At 67.7% G+C, this 17,758-nt stretch carries 16 protein-coding genes and 1 pseudogene; 11 read left to right on the top strand and 6 right to left on the bottom strand.

Annotated elements, in window-relative coordinates:
* Positions 1-802: 802 nt before the first annotated feature.
* Positions 803-1,567, bottom strand: a complete 765-nt coding sequence (locus tag ACFQ3T_RS15310) for a UbiA family prenyltransferase (protein ID WP_380723922.1) — start codon at positions 1,565-1,567, stop codon at positions 803-805.
* Positions 1,568-1,720: 153 nt separating this feature from the next.
* On the opposite strand from ACFQ3T_RS15310, the gene ACFQ3T_RS15305 reads away from it, so the two are divergent.
* From ACFQ3T_RS15305 to ACFQ3T_RS15280, 6 genes are all read left to right on the top strand, one after another.
* Positions 1,721-2,779, top strand: a complete 1,059-nt coding sequence (locus tag ACFQ3T_RS15305; RefSeq protein WP_380723921.1) for a type III polyketide synthase — start codon at positions 1,721-1,723, stop codon at positions 2,777-2,779.
* Positions 2,776-3,294: an isoprenylcysteine carboxyl methyltransferase family protein gene (locus ACFQ3T_RS15300; RefSeq protein ID WP_380723920.1), complete on the top strand. Its 519-nt coding sequence runs from the start codon at positions 2,776-2,778 to the stop codon at positions 3,292-3,294. The genes ACFQ3T_RS15305 and ACFQ3T_RS15300 overlap by 4 nt, the downstream gene beginning before the upstream one ends.
* Positions 3,287-4,330: an NAD(P)/FAD-dependent oxidoreductase gene (locus tag ACFQ3T_RS15295; RefSeq protein WP_380723919.1), complete on the top strand. Its 1,044-nt coding sequence runs from the start codon at positions 3,287-3,289 to the stop codon at positions 4,328-4,330. The genes ACFQ3T_RS15300 and ACFQ3T_RS15295 overlap by 8 nt, the downstream gene beginning before the upstream one ends.
* Positions 4,330-5,484 carry an NAD(P)/FAD-dependent oxidoreductase gene (locus ACFQ3T_RS15290; RefSeq protein ID WP_380723924.1) on the top strand — a complete coding sequence of 385 codons (1,155 nt, stop codon included), beginning with the start codon at positions 4,330-4,332 and terminating at the stop codon, positions 5,482-5,484. The genes ACFQ3T_RS15295 and ACFQ3T_RS15290 overlap by 1 nt, the downstream gene beginning before the upstream one ends.
* Before the next feature lie 185 nt (positions 5,485-5,669).
* Positions 5,670-6,572: an SDR family oxidoreductase gene (locus ACFQ3T_RS15285; protein WP_380723918.1), complete on the top strand. Its 903-nt coding sequence runs from the start codon at positions 5,670-5,672 to the stop codon at positions 6,570-6,572.
* Between the two features lie 168 nt (positions 6,573-6,740).
* The gene (locus ACFQ3T_RS15280; protein ID WP_380723917.1) at positions 6,741-7,604 is read left to right on the top strand and encodes an oxygenase MpaB family protein; all 864 of its coding nucleotides are present in this window, start codon (positions 6,741-6,743) and stop codon (positions 7,602-7,604) included.
* 245 nt (positions 7,605-7,849) lie between these two features.
* On the opposite strand, the gene ACFQ3T_RS15275 is transcribed toward ACFQ3T_RS15280, so the two are convergent.
* Positions 7,850-8,590 (bottom strand): hypothetical protein, encoded by a 741-nt coding sequence (locus ACFQ3T_RS15275; RefSeq protein ID WP_380723916.1) that lies wholly within the window; start codon positions 8,588-8,590, stop codon positions 7,850-7,852.
* Between the two features lie 16 nt (positions 8,591-8,606).
* Here ACFQ3T_RS15275 and ACFQ3T_RS15270 point away from each other — a divergent pair, with 16 nt between their 5' ends.
* Positions 8,607-8,765 carry a hypothetical protein gene (locus tag ACFQ3T_RS15270; RefSeq protein ID WP_380723915.1) on the top strand — a complete coding sequence of 53 codons (159 nt, stop codon included), beginning with the start codon at positions 8,607-8,609 and terminating at the stop codon, positions 8,763-8,765.
* A gap of 502 nt (positions 8,766-9,267) precedes the next feature.
* On the opposite strand, the gene ACFQ3T_RS15265 is transcribed toward ACFQ3T_RS15270, so the two are convergent.
* From ACFQ3T_RS15265 to ACFQ3T_RS15255, 3 genes and pseudogenes are all read right to left on the bottom strand, one after another.
* Positions 9,268-9,429, bottom strand: a complete 162-nt coding sequence (locus ACFQ3T_RS15265) for a hypothetical protein (protein WP_380723914.1) — start codon at positions 9,427-9,429, stop codon at positions 9,268-9,270.
* Between the two features lie 375 nt (positions 9,430-9,804).
* Positions 9,805-11,028, bottom strand: coding sequence for a hypothetical protein (locus ACFQ3T_RS15260; RefSeq protein WP_380723913.1), 1,224 nt, complete (start codon positions 11,026-11,028; stop codon positions 9,805-9,807).
* 291 nt (positions 11,029-11,319) lie between these two features.
* Positions 11,320-11,448: pseudogene (locus tag ACFQ3T_RS15255) on the bottom strand (hypothetical protein); the annotation flags it as partial.
* 527 nt (positions 11,449-11,975) lie between these two features.
* Here ACFQ3T_RS15255 and ACFQ3T_RS15250 point away from each other — a divergent pair.
* Positions 11,976-13,820: a thiol-activated cytolysin family protein gene (locus ACFQ3T_RS15250; protein WP_380723912.1), complete on the top strand. Its 1,845-nt coding sequence runs from the start codon at positions 11,976-11,978 to the stop codon at positions 13,818-13,820.
* 229 nt (positions 13,821-14,049) lie between these two features.
* On the opposite strand, the gene guaD is transcribed toward ACFQ3T_RS15250, so the two are convergent.
* On the bottom strand, positions 14,050-15,498 hold the full coding sequence (gene guaD / locus ACFQ3T_RS15245) for a guanine deaminase (RefSeq protein ID WP_380723911.1): 1,449 nt from the start codon (positions 15,496-15,498) through the stop codon (positions 14,050-14,052).
* A 323-nt stretch (positions 15,499-15,821) separates the two neighbouring features.
* Between guaD and ACFQ3T_RS15240 the strand changes: the two genes are divergently transcribed.
* The 3 genes from ACFQ3T_RS15240 (at position 15,822) to ACFQ3T_RS15230 (ending at position 17,717) form a co-directional block, all read left to right on the top strand.
* Positions 15,822-16,490: a hypothetical protein gene (locus ACFQ3T_RS15240; protein ID WP_380723910.1), complete on the top strand. Its 669-nt coding sequence runs from the start codon at positions 15,822-15,824 to the stop codon at positions 16,488-16,490.
* Positions 16,491-16,849: 359 nt separating this feature from the next.
* On the top strand, positions 16,850-17,284 hold the full coding sequence (locus ACFQ3T_RS15235; protein WP_380723909.1) for a hypothetical protein: 435 nt from the start codon (positions 16,850-16,852) through the stop codon (positions 17,282-17,284).
* 49 nt (positions 17,285-17,333) lie between these two features.
* Positions 17,334-17,717: a hypothetical protein gene (locus ACFQ3T_RS15230; protein WP_380723908.1), complete on the top strand. Its 384-nt coding sequence runs from the start codon at positions 17,334-17,336 to the stop codon at positions 17,715-17,717.
* The last annotated feature ends 41 nt before the right edge of the window (positions 17,718-17,758 follow it).

Genomic DNA, 17,758 nt, shown 5'->3' with positions numbered 1-17,758 from the left:
GCAGGCGCTGTCGCTGCTCGCCTCCTGGGCAGCCTCCGAGACCGGCATCGTGCCATCGCCCGAGCGCTGAGCACCGCCGTGCCGGCGTGACCATGCAGGTCTTGGTGGTCACCGACGGCACCTGCTCGCCGTCACCTACCCGTCGAGGGTCGCACCCGGCAACGCCTATACCTTCACCGCATTCAGTCAGATCCTCGTGAACAACGAGGTCGTCGCGGGCTTGGGCTACCATGGCACCGCGGCCATTAGACCCCACGCGAACGCTCCGGCCACGAGCAACAGACACCCGCCGGCAAGACCTGGAATGTCAGCGTTGGTCCCATTTAGTGCGGTGGAACAGGCCATCGCCCACCTGCGAAACGCAAGCGGCGCGAGCCAGCTTGCTCAGGTTCTCGAGATCAGCAAACCGCCGATCCGGCATATTGTGAGCCGAACCAGACCCTACGCCGGCCCTGTCGGTTAGGCATCACCGGGATGGTGCGTGTGATCCGATGACGTCACGCTGGCATCGAATGTCGCCGTCGAATCACACGCGTCCCGTCCGTCCGTCGGTCCGGTCAAGCGGAGGAACGACCTCCGCTTGACATTCAGCTCGCCACATCGACCCACCGCATCTCGAGACGTACGACGGTCCCCCGAACGAGTGGGCGCCGTAGATTGGAAAGGTTGCGCGCTTGCTTCGGTGATCACCGATTAAGTGGTCGGCCGAATCGGGGAGGAACTGTGGGTGGGTGTTCGGCTTGAGCTTCGGATGAGCTGTTAGCGCATCTGAGAACGGTTGTCCCGGCGGTACACCTACGGCTCAACTCGCGTTCGTTATCAGCAGCACGACATCGAAAATCGCTATCATGATCGTCAGTCGGAATGCCGCAGGACTGCGTGGTGTCCGGATGGCGGCCACGGTGGCGGCGACGGCGAGCAGGACGCCGATGGCCGACACGGACAGCGCGAATTCCGCCGAGGTGGTGGCGGGTGCGGTGCCGAGCACGACCGAGGCGGCGGTGAGCGCCAGGGCCATGACGATCACGCCGATACGGGGACCGAGCCGCTGTGGGAGCCCGCGGACTCCTGTTTCAGCGTCTGCCTGCAGGTCGGGCAGGACGTTCGCGAAGTGGGCGCCGAACCCGAGCAGTGCGCCTGTGACCGGTATCCACCACGGCGGCCACGGCTGGCCGGGCATCGCGACGTACGGTGCGACGGGAAGAGCGCCGAAGGCGATGAGGTAGGTCGCGCCGGACCAGATGGTGGCCTTGAGCCGGAGGTTGTAGGCCCATCCGGCCGCGACCCCGATCAGCAGGGCGGCGGCCGCGGCCCACCCGAGCAGCGATGACAACACGATCGTCGCTACCAGCGCGGTCGACGCGGCGACGGCGACAACCGTGCGCGGGACGGTTCCGTTGGCCACCGGCTTGTCCAGTCGCCCGACGGCGCGGTCGCGTGCGGCGTCGATCCAGTCGTTGGACCAGCCGATCGAGAGCTGGCCGGTGAGCACTGCGGCGCCGAGCAACGCGATCCGCTCGGCGGGGAGCCCCGCACCGACGGCCAGCAGCACGGCCACCAGGGTCACCGCGAGTCCTGGAACAGGGTGGCACGCCCCGACGAGGCCCCGCAGCGATCCCCGCCACCGGTGCCCGGTCCACGCGCGGTCGAGTGCCCCGTCCCGTGCCGCCGGCGATCCGGTCATCTGCCGAGTGTAGGCACAAGCCGTACCGTGGAACGGGTGACGACGATCGCCGGGGTCCGGGGTGTGCTTCCGCCGCACCGATATCCGCAGGCGCAGCTGACCGAGCTGTTCGGTCGGCTGTGTCTGCCGGATCAGGCCGCGCGAGCTGTGGCGAACCGGTTCCACACCAGTGCGCGGGTCGCTTCTCGTCACCTGGCGCTGCCCATCGAGCGCTACGGCGACCTCGAAGGGTTCACGGCGACGAACGACGCGTTCCTGTCGGTGGCGGTGGATTTGGGCTGCGAGGCCGCACTCGCCGCTCTTGATGAGGCGGGACTGTTGCCTTCCGACGTCGATCTCGTGGTGTCCACGACCGTGACCGGCATCGCGGTGCCCTCCCTGGACGCGCGCATCGCGGCGCGGATCGGGCTACGTCCGGACGTCAAGCGCCTGCCGCTCTTCGGGTTGGGTTGCGTGGCAGGAGCGGCGGGCATCGCGCGGCTGCACGACTTCCTGCGCGGCGGATCGATGTCGGTGGCGATGCTGGTGTCGGTCGAACTGTGCTCGCTCACCCTGCAGCGCGCGGATCGCAGCGTTGCCAACATGGTTGCGTCCGGGCTGTTCGGTGACGGCGCCGCTGCGGTGATCGCGGTGAGTGACCGGCACCCGGCCGCGGCGAGGGGACCGCGGGTCGTGGACTCGGTCAGTCACCTGTACGAGAATTCCGAACGCGCGATGGGGTGGGACATCGGTGGCACGGGTCTGAAGGTGGTGCTGGGCGCGGAGGTCCCGGACCTCGTGCGCACGCACCTCGCGAAGGACGTCGAGCGGCTGCTGTCGTCGCACGGGTTGGGCATCGGCGATGTCGCGCGCTGGATCTGCCACCCCGGTGGGCCGAAGGTGCTCGAATCGATCCAGTCCGTGCTGGGCCTGGACGAGGACGACTTGGCGATGACGTGGGATTCGCTGCACCGGATCGGCAACCTGTCGTCGGCATCGGTGCTGCACGTGTTCGCCGACACGCTGGCAGGTCGGCCGGCCTCCGCCGGTGACTGGGGTGTGGTGCTGGCCATGGGTCCGGGTTTCTGCGCCGAGTTGGTGCTGCTGCGATGGTGAGCCAGTTCTGGTACGCGATGCTGGTCGGGTTGGTCGCGGCGGAGCGGCTGACCGAGCTGATTGTCGCGAAGCGCAACCTGGCGTGGAGCTTGGCCAGGGGCGGACGTGAAACCGGGTTCGGGCACTACCCCTTCATGGTCGTGCTGCACACCGGTCTCCTGGTCGGCTGTGTGCTCGAGGTGTGGTTCGGCGACCGGGCATTCACGGCTGCCCTGGGATGGCCGATGCTCGCGCTGGTGGTCGCCTCACAGGCGCTGAGGTGGTGGTGCATCCGCACCCTCGGTCGTCAGTGGAACACCCGTATCGTGGTCGTCCCCGGGCTCGCCCGTGTCACCGGCGGCCCGTACCGCTTGGTCCCCCACCCGAATTACGTCGCCGTCGTCGTCGAGGGTTTCGCCCTGCCGCTCGTGCACGGGGCATGGCTGACGGCTGTGGTATTCACCGTGGTCAACGCCGGGTTGCTGATGGTGCGGATCCGTGCGGAGAACCAAGCGTTGAGATCGGCATATGCCTGAGCGCCTGCACGACGTGGTCGTCGTGGGCGGCGGTCCGGCCGGGCTCGCCGTCGCGCTGGGGTGCGCGCGTGCGGGTATGGACGTGGCGGTGTGCGAGAAGCGCACCGGGGTGATCGACAAGGCGTGCGGGGAAGGGCTGATGCCGGGGGCCGTGCGCGCGTTGGCCGCGCTCGGGATCGACCCACCGGGGCACCCCATCGAGGGCATCACCTACCGACAGGGGGCGATGGCCGCACATGCCGCGTTTCGCGCGGGACCCGGCAGGGGGGTGCGGCGCACCGCGCTCCACGACGCGATGCGCGAGGAGGTGCTCCGGCACGGCGTGCCGGTCCTGCCGATCGCGGTCACCGGCATCTCGCAGCACGGCGACCACGTGCGGGCGGGCGGCTTGCGAGCGCGTTACCTGATCGGTGCCGACGGGCTGCACTCCGTGGTGCGCGGCTTGGCGGGCCTGACCAAGGACGGCACCGGCCGGTTGGCGGGCACACTCCGCTGGGGATTGCGCCGTCACTACGCCCTCGCGCCGGTCACCAACGCCGTCGAGGTGACGTGGGCGGCGCGGTCGGAGGCCTACGTGACACCGGTCGGACCGGACACGGTCGGCGTCGCGATCCTGTCGTCGATGCGCGGCGGGTTCACCGAACAGCTCACGGCGTTTCCCGAACTCGCGTCATGGATCTCCGGGGCGGAACCCGTCTCGACCGTCCGGGGCGCCGGCCCGCTGCGGCAACGCGCCTCCAAGCGAGTTGCGGGACGCGTCCTGCTCGTCGGGGACGCGGCCGGCTACGTCGACGCCCTCACCGGGGAAGGGCTCGCATTGGCCCTGACCACTGCCGCGGAACTGGTCCGCTGCCTGCGCGCGGACCGACCCTCCGACTACGACCGCGCTTGGAAGCGGACGTCGCGACGGTCACGGTGGTTGACCGAAACCTTGCTGTGGACACGCGGACGCCCCGCACTGGCACGGCGGATCGTGCCGGCGACCGTCCGGGCACCCAGACTGTTCAGCACAATCGTCGACCAACTCGCACGCTGATGCGCGGCGGATCACGGCGAGGCGTCGATTGGGACGTGGTGGTCGTCGGAGCCGGACCTGCGGGGTCGACCGCAGCGATCGCCGCACTGCGCGCCGACCCGTCGGCACGCGTGCTGATGCTGGACTCCGCCGACTTCCCCCGCGACAAGGTCTGCGGTGACGGGGTCGCGCCGCACGCCATGGACGTGCTCGCCGGTCTCGGGGTGGCAGTCGCCGAACTGTCGGTCGGCACCACGCCGGTCACCACACTGCGCCTCGTGTCGCCCGGAGGCACGCAGGTCCGGCGGAGTTTCGCGCGGCCGGCCTTCGTGATCCCTCGTGTGCTGCTCGACGCGAGGCTCGTGCACGCCGCCCTGGACGCGGGCGCGGTGCTCGAGCGACGTCGTGTCCGCACGCTCGTGCAGCAGGAGGGGACGGTCGTCATCGACGGCGCCGTCCACGCGCGGACAGTCATCGGCGCGGATGGCGCTGAGTCGGTCGTGCGGCGACAGTGCGGCGCCGGCGGCGCACGGGCGGGCACCCTCGCGATCGCGCTACGCGGCTACACCAGCGCCGATCCGTGGCCGGTCAGCGAACAGCGGCTCATCATGGCCGCCGCGCACTGGCCGGCCTACGCCTGGGTGTTCCCGGTCGGCGACGGCACCGCCAACGTCGGCTACGGAGAGCTGGTCCGCACCACAACATCGACCCGCGCGGAGTTGACCGCACGGCTGCACGAACTGCTCCCCGACATGCCTCCGCTGCGATTGCGCGGGCACCGGCTGCCACTGTCCCCAGGCCGGCCCGGCGTCACGCACGGACAGGTGCTGCTGGCGGGTGACGCCGCATCGCTCATCAACCCGTTGACCGGTGAAGGCATCTACTACGCGGTGCTCTCCGGCGCCCTGGCCGGTGCCGCCGCCACGTCACCGGACCCCGCCCGTTCCTACCGCCGGTCCTTGCACCACACGCTCGGCAGGCACCTCCGCCACACCGACGTGCTCGCCCGCCTCACCCGACTGCCGCCGTTTGTCGACATCGCCACCGCCGCGGCCCATCAGGATCGGCGGGCCTTCGACCGCCTCGTCGAGATCGGCCTCGGAGCGGGAACGCTCGACGTCCCGCTGATCAAGAGGATGATCGCGGTCATGGCGCGACACCAGCACCTGCCCTGACCGGATATCGAGCGGTTCACCGAGGTCACAGGCATGCGGGAGTGGTAGGTCGTCCGTGCGGTGTCCTCGTCTGCTCGACCCCCGCGCCGACCGTCGACGCCGTTACCGCAGGAGACCACCCGGCCCGCCGATAACCCGAACCAGCATCCATGCGTCGGCCGCGATGGAACGGGTAGGCCACCAGCATGTCTTCCCAACGACCAGTCGAAGGACGAGTCGTGCTGGTGACCGGCGGTTCCGCGGGCATCGGACGTTCGATCGTCGCGCGTCTCGCCGCCGCGGGCGCCACCGTCGTGACGTGTGCCCGTGACGAAGAGCGGTTGCGAACGGCGGCCGGCAGCCTCCCGGGAACCGTCGATCCGGTCGCGTGCGATCTCACCGAGCACCGACAACGCCGCGAGTTGATCGACTACGTCATCGAACGCCACGGCCGCCTGGACGTGCTCGTCAACAACGCGGGCACGGGCCGGGTGGGACTGCTCACCGATCTGGACGCGGAGTCCGTCCGCGACGTGATCGGGTTGAACGTCGTCGCCGTCACGGATCTGACCCGGCTGGCTCTGCCGCAACTCGCGCAGCGTCGCGGCGATGTGGTGATGATCGCCTCCGTCGCCGGGTGGGTTCCGATCCCTCCCTTGTCGCTGTACTCGACCACCAAGGCGGCGGTCGACGGTCTCGTCCACGCGCTGCGCCGGGAATCGCCACCGGGCCTGCGCATCCACAGCGTCAACCCCGGTCCGGTGCGCACGGAGTGGCTCCTCCGCGCAGCCGGACTGCGACCGGACGACGACGAAGGCCGACGAGGGCGCACGTTCGGCACCCGGCCCGAACGCGTCGCCGACGAGGTGCACCGATGCCTCACCGGGCCCCGCCACCGCACCGTCACCGTGCCGCGCTGGCTCGGCACCGCGCGGTTGGCCGGCCTGCCTCCGCTGAGCAACGCCCTCGACCTGCTTCTGACACCGGTCGCACCCCTGGTGGTGCGGTGGGCACGGCACTACCAGGACACGCTGGTCGACCGAGCCCGCAGCGAAGGTCCGAGCGACGGGTCGCGGCCGAACCGGCCCGCGCAGGGGCGATCGCCGTAGCGCACCGATCGGCTTTGCTTCGCTGCGGAGATGCGCGTGCCGGGCCGATAGGACGGCACCCGCGACGGCTGCGACGGTCGACCACCGTTCCACCCGGAGGAAGCTGGACCAGGTCCGATGACGTAAATCGTCCCGGGCACATAGGCTCGACACGACGAGGTGATGCGCATGGACACCGAACCGCTGCGCCGGTATGTCGCCGACGCGCTGTTCACGCGGGTGGCGGGTCCGGACGGTGAACTCCGCCGCGCGCGCATACACGACGCCCCTGGGCCGAGATGGTTCGGTCCCGACCGGCCGATCCGCCGGGTGCACGGCGATGCCGCGATGTTCATCGGCGGCCTGCGGGCACTGCTGTTGCAATCGCTGCACCCGCTGGCGATGGCCGCCGTCGCCGGCCACTCGGACTACCGCGACGACCCGTGGGGCCGACTCCAACGCACGAGCACCTTCTTGGCCACCACGACGTTCGGGACCGCGGTCGACGCCCAGAAAGCCGTTGACCGCGTCCGGTTCGTCCACGACCGCATCAAAGGCGTCACCGCCTGGGGCGTGCCTTACCACGCGTCCGATCCGCACCTGCTGGGTTGGGTGCACGCCGCCGAGGTCGACAGCTTCCTGCGCTGCCACCAACGGTACGGCGCCAACCCGCTGGAAGTCACAGAGAAAGACGAGTACGTCAACGACATGGCGCGCGTCGCATCGGCAGTGGGTGTCCTCGACCCACCGACCACCGTCGCCGAGCTGAAGGCCCGCCTGGCGGCCTACCGCCCGGAACTACGCGGCACACCGGCCGCCCGCGACGCCGCCCGGTTCCTCCTACTCACTCCGCCGGTCCCGCTGCTGGTGCGCGGCCCTTACGCCGCGCTGGCCGCCGCGAGCGTGGCATCGCTGCCCGCCTGGACCCGGCTGCCGCTGCGGCTGCCACTGCTACCGGTGTTCGACAACACCGTCGCCCGGCTGGCCGGCCACGGCATCACGCGCACGTTGCGCTGGGCGTTGCCGGCTGCACCCACGTCAGCGACGTTATAGTGGTGTTCGGCCGCCGAAATCGGCGTGGCGGAACGCGTCAGGCGTGTGCGGATTTACACTATTTATTTGTGCCAGGTCGTCATGATTGAGCGTGTTGGCGAGACCTCGTCGACTGCGCCAGTCCTTGTGGAATCCGTCACCGCGCTGGAACCGGTTATCTCCGCATAAAGCACGATGTTGTCGCGATAGCTGCCCACTTTTCGGTCGAATATCCCTGTGCTTGCCGAGAATGTCGTCCGTGCGGGTCAGGCGGCGTGGTGGTACTCGTTGAGGATGCCGCCCAGTCGTTGCCGTCGGCGGACGTCGAGTCGGATGAGCGCTGCTTGATCGGTGACGGCTGGTGGCAGTGCGCAGTGGTCGGGCGTTGGTGATGCCCTGGTGGGGGCGGTGGTTGTTGTAGAACTGCTCCTACTCGCGCAGGGTGCGCAGCAGGTGCTGCCGGTTCCAGATGAGGGTGCGGTCGAGCAGTTCGTGGCGGCAGCTGCGGATCCGTCGCGGTCGCGGATCAGGAATCGCGCGCGTCTGCCCGCGTCGTCGAGGTCCATGGCGAGGTTCCTGGCGGCTTGGGTGACCCAGGAGGCGGCGGGGTGCGCGGTGGTGGCACCGAGGACTCGGACCCGGCGGCTGGCGTGCTCGATCACCGCGACCACGTAGAGGCGGGTGCCGTTCAGGATGGTGGTCTCGAAGAAGTCGCAGGCCATCAGGGCATCGGCCTGGGAGCGGAGGAAGGCCGACCATGTCGTCGTAGTGCGTTCGGGTGCAGGGTCGACCCCGGCGTCCTGGAGGATCTGCCACACCGTGGACGCGGCGATCTTGATACCGAGGACGAAACGTTCGCCGTGGATGCGGCGGTAGCCCCAGGCGGGATTCTCCCGCGCCAGGCGCACTACCAGCAGGCGGATCGAGCGGATGGTCCGTGGTCGGCCGGGCCGCTTGAGGCGCGACCTGGCTGCGTGGCGCGCCTGGGCCGACACCGCCACCGCCACCGTTCGCTGGGAAGGGGTGGCGACAGCGGGCATCCAGCAACCGGGGCTGGGGCTCTACGAGGAGTGGGACATCGAACTGCCTTCCCCGCACTTCGTGCTCCGAGCGCACCGTGGCGAAGCCGACGGTCAGGAACAGTGGCTGCTGTGCCTGTGGGCCGCGACCGAACCGGGCTGACGCCACCGGATAGAGAACCGACGTCGGAGGTGCGGCTCACCCCGTGGGGCGCACCTCCGACGGCCCTGGAAGCAGACTTGACGGCGGCTGGGTCGTCGGCGGCGTCTGCCACGTCACCCCCGCGGTCCGCGAGATCGCGTCCAGCGGCCCTTCCACGACCCGGTTGATCAGAGAGCCCTCGAGCGGCGCCTCGCCTGCGGGGAGGTCGTCGACTCGTGTACCCCACCACCACGCACCGATCACCACAGCGACCACCGAAAGCGCTGAACAGACCACCAGCCACGACCGCAACCTGCGGCCCCCTCGTCGTGACGCCACGACACGACCATAGCGGCAACGGCAGTTCACGGCTTCCAGGAGCACGGGGGAGCGGGTTGTTGGGAGCAGAATGGGAGCCGTCGGACGAATTCAATAACGTTGAACCGCATTCAACGGCTCCCAATGGCCGATTTTCGCTGCAAGGATTGCATTTCCGCTGGTGGAGACGTTATGTTGGCTTCGTTCACACCGAAGAGGTCACTGGTTCAATCCCAGTATCGCCCACGGTGTGTTCTTCCAGGTCAATGGCTCGTAGACGATCTTCGTCTGCGGGCCATTGATCGTTGCGGGGAGCAATGTGGGCGCAAAAGATCTTGACCACCTCCGTATTGGCGAAGGTGGTCATGGGTTGGTGCTCCCCGTTTGCTCCCGTGTTTGCTCCCAGCGGTGTTGGAGTGCGGCATCTCCGCCGCCGGGAAGCGCGCGGGCATCGAGAAGGGAGCCCGCAGGCGTACTACGACCCGCACTCCTCATCGTGGAGAACGTCGCCGCGCTTCGCTGGCGCAACGGAGGACTCCACCGTGTACTCGGCGACCTGGGCGAAGCGGGGTATGACGCGCTCTGGCGTAGCGTTCGCGTCGGCGCCGTCCACCGCCGCGAACGCGTGTTCCTGCTTTATCTGGACACTTGCAGGACCTTCGAACTCAGATCCGCCCCGTTGTGTGTCATCCAGTCGAGCCGGCTTCTGACCCGGGCGCTCCGTCGCTCCATCAGCTCCGGTTCATTGGTACATGACGGGGTTGCCTCGAAGGTTGCCGTCTGCACACGGCCAGCTTCCTGTGTCGAGTGGTCCGAGGCCGGTGTCACCGAAGATGAACAGTTCGTTCTGCAGGGCAAAGACGACCTGTCCTTGATCGAGCAGCAGGATTCTGCTCATTACCGCCCGCTCGTCGGCCATGGCGAACAACTCATGCATCTCGAAGTCGGCGTCGACAGCCAGCAGCCGACCATCACGCCAGAAGATCGCGGTGCCATCGCGGTCCAGTGCCGGGTAGGCGGTGTAGTAGCCCGAGAGCGCCGGGCCGTCGCGCAGTGTGCCGCCAGGGCCGAGGCCGCGGAAACGGGACCGGGACGGCAGGACGTTCTCCGACTCTGGGCCGCGGATGTAGCCATGACGGTCGACGAGCATCATGGCGTGGCTTGGCCACTCGTCTGTCACGATGCCGGACGGGCCGTACCGGGCTGTGCTGAACGCGCCGTAGCCCTGGGATCCGATGAGGAACTCGCCTGGCCCCGCGATCGCCTTGCGTGCGCTGGGACCGGGCCGGGTAGTGGCGATGACCTGCCCGGTCACGGTGTCCAGGAAGAACGTGACAGCGATGCCGCTGCCGCCATCAGCGAAGGTGGCCGCGATCCGGTTGCCGGAGACCAGCAGCGGCTCCCGATGCGACACCTCGATCGTCCGCGGTGTCCATGGCTTCATCGGTCGTACCTGCCAGTCGTTGTCGGCGCTCGTCTCAACGACGCCCGGATGGGCCAGTCGATCGAGAACGGCCGGCGTCGACCACCGGCAGGTGCCGTCCTCGTCGTAGCGCGCGACGCGGGCGGTTCGACCCGCTTCTACGCCGCGGCGGCGGGCCGCAGGCAGCCACGCCGCGCAGATGCCGTCGGGGAGCAGCACGAACGCCCCGAGGTGTTCGTGGGACGCGTGCTCGAGCGTGATCGAGCGCAGCACCGATCCGGCGGCGTCCAACTCGCTGACCATCTGGCCTCCGGATCCGGAGTGAGCGATCCACACCGTGCCGCCGTCGCTGACACGCGGCGGGCTGGGATGCCCGTCGAACTCGCGGCGCCACAGCACGGTTCCTGTCAGGTCCAACGCCGAGAGCACGGTGGTCGACAAATTGCGCCCGTTGTAGCTGGTCAGGAACAGTGGCCCCGACGCGTCCGGTGTTGCCAGACCCCAGACCTGGCCGGGCATCGACACCTTCTGCGGGTAACTCATCGGTGGATTCCCTCCGCTCAATCTCGACACCGCCGTATCGTTCCAGAGCTGATCGCATGCTCACGGCGATTCCCCAGCTCTCCGAGCAACTGGCGGATACGGTCGGCCGTGCGTTGATGCCGTTCGACCTCGCGTTCCCAGCCGCGTTCCTGAGCGTCGGCCACTAGACCGAGATTTGACTGACATGCCGCTCCTGACAACGCCGAAGTTGCCGCCACCGCCGCCGGTGTGGGCCCACCACATGGCGTGGTCGGGGCCGGTGCTGTCGCGGGTGACCAGGCGGATTTCACCGTCGGCGGTGACGACCTCGACGCCGTGCAGGTGGTCGACGGTGAGCTTGTCGCGGCGGGGGAGCAGGCCGTAGCCGCCGCCGACGATGTGGCCGCCCGCGCCGACCGTGGCGCTAGACCCGCCGGGGATGGTGGTGCCCCAGCGGCGGTGCAGCTTGTAGTAGACGTCCCACAGGCTCGGCCGGGTTCGACGGCGATGCAGCCGGTGTCGCGGTCGTGCTCGACCGCGTGCAGCAGACCCAGGTCGATCACGGCGCGGACCGAGTCGAGCCGGTCAATCGCATCCCGGACGGTATTGGCTGTTCTTTCCACCCGGCTGAGGTGGTCCTGCCGCTGTGCGGGCGGTGCGCCCGGCGACATCGACGAAGGTGGCAGGGCTGACCGTGGGGCACGTCGGGCACGGTTGTCGAGTCGGACCACCGATCCCGTCGGGTGGAGCGTCAGGCCGGGCCTCCACCCTTGAGGGACGCACGGTCGTGTTGTGGTGGCAAAGGGTGCAGTCCAAGTCCCCGGAATGGCACCACATCCGTGGGTTTCCGCTATCACAGTGGTTGTTTGACGGGTGAAGAGCTGTGATGGCCGGAGGTATACCGCCAGTGTGGAAGGCGGTCTGTCGTACGTACGGCGGCGGATCCATGCACCGATAGGGAGATGTCGATGGCCATTGCCGACCAGTCCGCCACCACGTTGTCCAGTGCCGACAGCGACGGGGAGGTGCTGACCTATCAGCCAGGTGCACCCTTGCAGTGGGCCCCGGTGCCTGACGCCGACCGGTACCTTGTGCAGCTGCCGCAGGACAGTCGCAGTCCATACGGGAGCCCGCCTCCTCCGCCCGTGGTTCTCAACGCCGAGCAGTGCAGCATTCAGGTGAGCGCGGACATGTCGGAACCCGTTCTGATCCGCGCACTGCGAGGTGATGTCGTCGTATCCACGACGGTCGCCATCAACGCCGACGATGCGAACGAACCGGCCGACATGAACAACTATCTCACAGAAAAGGTCAGGGACTGGTCCAGTCTGGTGTCGGAATACCCCACCAGGAGGAGGCAGGAGTCGATCGGCCCGGTCGTCGAGGAATCGAGTGGAAAGTGGTACGTGGTCGAACGGACCGAGGTTGATGTCCGCACCACTCCGGACAAGCTGTTGATGCCGAATCCGTCCTTGGCGGCGTTGTGGTCGGGCTGTCTAGTGGAAGGCGCGAAGGCGAAACTGGGTGAATTGTCCGTCGTCCCCATTGCTGCCGCCGATCGTACCAGGATCACCATCGATACTGATCTAAGCGGCACCGGGGACATCTCGGCCGCCGACATCGCCGCGTCCCGCAACGCCGTCAATCAGGCTCGTGTGAACCTGCTCAAAGAAAAGCAATCGCCTGCCGGCGACATGTATTTCAACATGGTCGAGTCGGAATCGCTGGAGGCGGCACTGCTGGAAATGGGCGTCTCCGCATCGTACTTCGGCATGAAAGGCGAAGTCAGCGGATCGACTGAGGTGAAGTCGAAGCAAACGAACATCGTGGCATGTTTCATCCAGCGCGTATACACGACGACGTGCCAGATTAAACCTTCCCCGGGCGACTGGTTCGCGCCGTCGTTCACAAAAAAGAAACTTGCGACACTGATTCGACAGGGTGCAATCGGAGAGGAAAACCCACCGCTGCTGGTCTCCGATGTCACCTTCGGGCGGTGGCTCATATTCCAGTTCAAGACGACGGAGAACTCAAAGAATGCCAAGGCTGCAATCAAGGCCTCATACGAAGGGCTGGCGTCGGTCAGTGCTGAATTGAAGGCAGAGTACGAAAAGACGCTTCGTGAGGGCCAGACGACCGTGTACTCGTCCGGCGGGAACGCCTCGGACGTACACCGGTTGATTGCCCAGGGGAAGATCGCGGAGTACTTCAAGGCCGAGGAGGCACCGTCGCTGGACAAGTACGCGATCACCGGCTTCGCACTGCGGAGCCTTGCCACCCGGGATGTGGCCCGTATGGGCGAATCCGCTCGCTACACGATCGTCAGCCGGGAACTGGCCAGCGCGCCGGCGGAGTGGGCAGAAGTCTACTGCATGGGAGGCTTGCAACTGCTCCCCCCCGAACTCAGCAAATTTGACTCGGTGACGAAGAGTCTTGACGAGATGATAAAGGTCGCCCACACGCTCGGCCCATTGTCTTTCGAGTGCGGAGGCAAGGTGCACAAGGGCGTGCTGAAGCCCAGGGACTTCGGAAGCACCTTCAGCAATCGGCAGAGGTCCAAGCTCGGCCTGTCCGCAGGACAGTTGGCACTCGAGCTGTCCGTGCGCATCCGCGACAACGACGGCAATGAGGTGCTGAAAGCGCCCGTAACGTATTCCTACGTCCGGCCCAGTCCGCAACACGTCTTTGGACTTCCGGCGAGCTACCACTGGGTGCACATGGTGGAGGTCACCGATGAGGTGCTGAAGAAGACGGGGTACAAAGACCCCAACTGGCACTTCACCGGCACTTTCGGAGTCGAATGCAAGCGGTGATGCACTGGCGCGACGAGACCGCCCGTCCGGGCACACGCAAACACGACCAAAAAGAGGCTCACCGATGTGTCCCTGTTTCTGCAGGGCCCACGAATGGCTGGCGGCGCAACAACATCGCCGATTCCCCTCCAGCCGCCTCGTCGAGCTCGAACATTCGGTTCCCGCTGGTGGGCCGCGAGCATTCTCGTCGACGGACCGACCTCGTCCGGGGAGGGCTTCGGTCCTGCTGTCATCGGCCGGCAGGAATGGGGATGGTGTGTGTGGAGTGATGCCGTCGGCCGAGGACGTGGGTGGCGTGGACGGCGCGGTCGTCGCCGAGCGTCATCAGGGCGAACAGGCGCTCGGTGAAGGTTTTCGCGACGCGGGTCCGGCGGGCGAGTTCCGGGGTGGCGTTCCAGTCGAGGACGACGAAGTCGGCTTCCTTGCCGGGGCTGAAGTTGCCGATCCTGTCGGTCAGGTCCAAGGCTTGCGCGCCGCCGAGTGTGGCCAGGTAGAAGCCGCGGTGGCCGGAGAGCGGTTGTCCCTGTAGCGCGAGTGCCTTGTAGGCCTCGTTGAGGGTTTGCAGGATCGAGTAGCTGGTGCCCGCGCCGATGTCGGTGCCCAGGCCGACCGCGACGCCGGCGGCACGGGCGTGGTGCAGGTCGAACAGGCCGCTGCCCAGGAACAGGTTGGAGGTGGGGCAAAACGCGATGGCGGACCCGGTCTCGGCGAGACGCGCGCGGTCCTGGTCGTCGATGTAGATGCAGTGCGCGTAGAGCGAGCGCGGTCCCAGCAGGCCGTGGCGGTCGTAGACGTCGAGGTAGGAGCGTCCGCCGAACAGCTCGTGCACCAGTTTTACCTCGGCGGTGTTCTCGGCGAGGTGGGTTTGCAGCCACAGGTCGGGTCGTTGGGCGCGCAGCTCGCCGACCATGCGCAGCATGGCCTCGGTGGAGCTGGGCGCGAAGCGGGGGGTGAGGCTGTAGCCGAGCCGTCCGACGCCGTGCCAGCGGTCGACCAGTTCCAGGGTCTGCGCGCGGGCGGTGTCGACGTCGGGGTCGCGCAGGAACGGCGGTGCGAACGGTTCGCGGTCCATCAGCACCTTGCCGCACAGCATCCGCAGCTCGCGCCGGCGCGCTTCGGCGCAGAAGGCGTCCACTGACTCGGTGTGCACGGTCGGGAAGACGCTGGCGGTGGTGGTGCCGCAGGCGAGCAGCCGGTCCAGGAAGAACCCGGCGATCTTGCGGGCGTGGTTGGCATCGCCGAACTGCGACTCGACGGGGAAGACGTACGTCTGCAGCCAGTCGAGCAGTTGCCTGCCGTAGCTGGCGATGACGTCGACCTGGCTGTAGTGCACGTGGCAGTCCACGAACCCGGGCACTACGAGCCGGTCGCCGTAGTCCACCACCACGCCACCCCGATGACGCGGGGGCAGCGCATCGCGGTCGCCCACCCAGGCGACGTGACCGTCCTCCACGACGAGCGCGCCGCGCTCGAACAGCTCCCACGGTCCGTTCTCGGCCGCGTCACCCGGATCGTCCAGGAAGTGCAGCACGCAACCCAGCACCAGCGTCCGGCCTTTACCGCCGGTCGGTTCAGCATGGGCGGGGGAGGTGAGCACAGTGGGCGTGGCCAGCACGCCGAGGCTTGCCAGGAAGTTGCGGCGGTTCCACATCGGACCGCGCGGTTCGACACCGTCCATCCGACGAGTGTGTGTCGCGGTGGACCGCCCGGCTCTTCGTGTCCTCCCATGAACCGGACTTTCACCGCAACCGGTGAGGGGAGGCCGTCTACGCTGACCCAGCGTTGTCGAAGGCGGGGCACACCCACGCTTGCGCACACGGACGCCGGGGTGGGTGCTGATGTGCCGGAGTCCGCGTCGACGCGGTACCGACGGTGGGATCAGAAGCGGCGGAAGTCAGTCGATGCCCGTCGTACTGCCCACCGCTGCACTCGGCGATGATCTGGGCGCCCTCGTCGAGGCTGATAAGGGGTGCGCCACCGTCCTGCACGCGCTGTTCGAGGGTGACGTCGGGTTCGGTCGACGCGGTCCCCGCCGCTGCCGGCGCACTGCCGAGGACGACCTCCCCGACAGCAGCCGCCATCGTGATCCGGTTTCGCGTCTGGGGCGAGCGGTTGCCCCACACCCGGCGACGCGTCGGCTCCACCATCGCCGTCGGCACCACGGAGTTCACGGTGCAGTTCCTCGGCGCCGTCTGGCCCGCCCTGCGCGCGGAGTTCAAGAGCCGTGGTGTCCAGCTCAAGATCGAGCACGTCCGCACCCGAGACCTGTGGGCCCGTCTCGATGCCAAACACGTCGACCTCGTGCTCGGCAGCCTCGCCGCCGAGTACGACCGGCCCGTCACCCTGGACTACGACTTCATCGAATGGCACCGCGAACGCGTCGCCCTGCTCACCAACCTCAGCGCCCGTGAACTGCCGGACAAACCCGTCGTCGGAGGCCCTGAGGACCGTGCCGCTGCTGGTGCCCTCCGCCGGCCTGCTGGCGCAGTTCCTCGGCCGCTGGTACGGACCGGACTACCGAGGCGCCCTCAACGTCGTCGCGGACATCGACTCCTTGAAATCTGCTTTCAGGCCCATGTCGGCGAGGGCGCCGTTGTAGTTGTCGCGGGTGAGGAAGCGGTTGAGGCCGGGGTTGTAGGCGCGGAAGCCCATGCCGTAGCTGCTGGATGACAGGTTCCAGCGCTTGCCGTTGTAGCGGTAGAAGTTGTACGGCTCCCTGCCGGGCTGTTGGGCTTCGGGCTTGTCGATGCCGGTGAAGGATTCGGTGTCGTCCTTGCCGTAGGCGGTGTAGCCGTAGGTGGCGCGGGTGTCGCCGTTGTCCTTGGTCAGGGTCTCGACGTCGGTGTGCGGGTTGTAGCCGTAGTAGAAGTCCTCGGCGACCTGCGGTCCGGTGCCGTCGATGTCCTTCTTGATCTGTGTCAGGCGTTTGCCGAACGAGTCGTACTGGAACTATGGTGTCATTGAGGTTGAGGGCGCAGACCAACTTCAGTACTCGGAAGTGCTGAGCTACTTCCCCTCGAGGTGATCGCGTGCACGTGGAGGCTGAGCACCTGGCGGACTACCTCACCGAAGGCGCTCTGCGGATCGTCCCGACAGAGGTCTGCCGGGCATTCAGCGGGTACCTGGATTCGCTGCCGTGGGACGCGAGCGGGGCGAGGCTCGACTGGGCGGCCGTCCCGCACCGGGAGATCCGGCTCCGGGGGGTGTCGGAGGAAGACGTGGTAACACTGCTCGGCGATTCGCGCGCGGCGCGGCACGGTCATCTCCTGGTGCTCTATTCCCCGACGGAACCTGGGCTTCTCTGCGATTTCTCCTTCGGTGCCAGGAACTTCGATGAACTTTACTGGAAGGCGCCGGGTGTGCGTTTCATGTGTGGGGCGGGCATTCGCGAGGGCGAGTTGGTCCCTATTTCCGGGGATTTGATCCAGGTGGACGGCGGTGCCGTTCTGACCGCGCTGATCTGAATCTGCTCTGCGGAACAGCATGAGGTCTGGCCGGCTGATCGAAATGATCATGACCAACCGGTACACCGGGACCATCGAGGCCGAGCACGGCTGCTTCCTGCTGCAGGCCGACGACCTGCCGCAAACCGGTGCCGCCGGCCAGTACGGCGCACTGATCGTCGACCCTGGCTCAGGTCAGGTAGAACTGCTCACCAAGTGCGACGACGGACCCGTGCACCTCACCGTGGAGGTCCACGACAGCCCGGCACCGCCGCCACCCCGCGCCTGGGCCGCCACCGCCACCGCCACCGTCCGCTGGGAAGGGGTGGCGACCGAGTCGGGACAGCAGTTGACCGTCGGGGCGCGGTCGTTCACCGAGCGCTTCCGCGGAGGGATCAGACGTCCGACGGAGACTGATCGTGCGACGACGACGGCCACGCGCCTCCACGGGTAGCGCCGACGCGTCGTGTCCGTTGAGGGTGCGGGGTTGACCAC

It is taken from the genome of Saccharothrix hoggarensis (assembly GCF_042678885.1).
Lineage (GTDB): Bacteria > Actinomycetota > Actinomycetes > Mycobacteriales > Pseudonocardiaceae > Actinosynnema > Actinosynnema hoggarensis.
The sequence above is the reverse complement of the archived record's forward strand: the minus strand, read 5'-3'. Positions and strand labels throughout refer to the sequence as shown.